The 1,731-nt window shown below is 53.5% G+C and carries 1 protein-coding gene; it reads right to left on the bottom strand.

Translation table 11 applies throughout. From position 1 onward, the window contains the following. Positions 1 to 72: 72 nt before the first annotated feature. Positions 73 to 1,581, bottom strand: coding sequence for a recombinase family protein (locus NFS35_RS28785; RefSeq protein ID WP_251210379.1), 1,509 nt, complete (start codon positions 1,579 to 1,581; stop codon positions 73 to 75). Between the last annotated feature and the right edge of the window lie 150 nt (positions 1,582 to 1,731).

The raw sequence follows: 1,731 nt of genomic DNA, 5'->3' as shown, positions 1-1,731 counted from the left end.
CTCTGCTGCAGGCTTTCATCGGTCCCCAGCCGCACAAAAAGGTTATGGTATACATCCTCAGTGATCCCATCTTCATACCAGCGCGGGATGCTGCTGGTCAACGCCGTTTGAGAGCTCTTTCCGTTCAGCCGTCAGCCGGGTCAGCAAATCCGTAAGCTCGGCGGCCTGCCGTTCATAATCGGATTTCATTTCCCGGTACTCCTGCTGGGTGATTTCCCCGTCTTTCCAGTCTTGATACAGCGACTGCTTGTAGCGGGTGATTTTCGTCAATTCCTTTTCCTTTGCGGCTATCTGGTCGTTAAGGCGGTGGGATTGACTTTTTTTCAGCGGGGCCGTGTTGATATGGGCTATCATTTCCGAATAGGAAACGGCGGTTCCCACTTGATACTGGATAGCGAACAGGACGGCGGCCTCCAGACGGTTGTGCTTGATGGAGTGCATCGTGCAGGCCGTCCGGGAGCGGTTCTTGTAGGTGGAGCAGGCATAATAGATATTTTTCCCGCTCTGGCTCCGGGTGACGGATTTCCCGCAGTCAGCGCATTTCAGAAAGCCGCTGAACAAATGGAGCTCCCGGCCCTTTGGGGCTGTCCGGGTATCGCGGAGCAGGAGGGCCTGCACCCGGTCAAAGGTTTCATGGGTGATGATGGCCTCGTGGGTATTGGGTACGCGCACCCATTCCTCCTCCGGCACTGCCTCTATCTGGTGTACCTTGTAGCTTTTCACCCGGCGGCGGCCTTGTACCAAATCCCCGGTATAAATGGGGTTTTTCAGAATGTCATTGACAATCTTGTTTCCCCACATGGGATTGTCGGCCACGGCGGGGGAATAGGGCAGGCCCTTTTCCATCCGGTAGGCCGTTGGGCTGGGTATGCCGTGCTCGTTCAGATAAAGCACAATCGCGTGTTTGGTGGTTCCTTGCAGGCATAGCTCATAAATCTTCTTGACGATTTCAGCGGCCTCCGGGTCAACGATTAGCTGGTGTTTGTCCTTGGGGTCTTTTATGTAGCCGTAGGGAGCGAAAGAGCCGATGTACTGGCCGTTGCGCCGCTTGTAATCAAATACCTGCCGGATTTTCTTTGAGGTCTGATAACAGTACTGGTCGTTCATCACGTTTGTTATCGGAACGATGATGCTGTTCACGCTGTCCGGGTTCAAATTGCTGTCCACGCCCTCGGCCAAGCTGATAAAGCGGACGCCCATCTGCACAAAAAGGTTGTCAATCAGACTGCCAGCGTCACTGTAATTCCGGGCGAAACGGGAAAGGTCTTTCACCACAACGCAGTTGATTTTCCCGCTCATTACATCCCCTAAAAGCCGCTGGAAACTTTCGCGCTCCGTATCGGTTCCCGTGTGGCCGTCGTCCACATACTCGGTGTAGCTTTCAAACTCGTCCATGTGGTTATTGTGAAAATCGTTGAGGATGTCGCGCTGGTTTTTCACGCTGTTGCTATCGTCAAGTCCCCGGTTGATTTTCTGCAAGTCCTCGCGGGAAAGCCGGATGTAGCCGCCCATCTTCCAACGCCGGGCCGTATAGGTAGGGGTCAGGGGCTGCTGATACCCTCTGTTTTTTGTTCGTGCCATTGTTCCTCCTTCCCTATCACATTACAGTTATATTATAACTCCGATTAGGGGTATCAGCAAGGATGCCGCTGGGCATAAAAAAGTGCCTTCGGCACTTCAACCCCCTAGCCCCCATTCATGGGGGAAAAATTGTGCGGCACACAATTAGGG

The sequence above is a fragment of the Acetatifactor aquisgranensis genome (genome assembly GCF_943193215.1).
GTDB lineage: Bacteria > Bacillota > Clostridia > Lachnospirales > Lachnospiraceae > Acetatifactor > Acetatifactor aquisgranensis.
The sequence above is the reverse complement of the archived record's forward strand: the minus strand, read 5'-3'. Positions and strand labels throughout refer to the sequence as shown.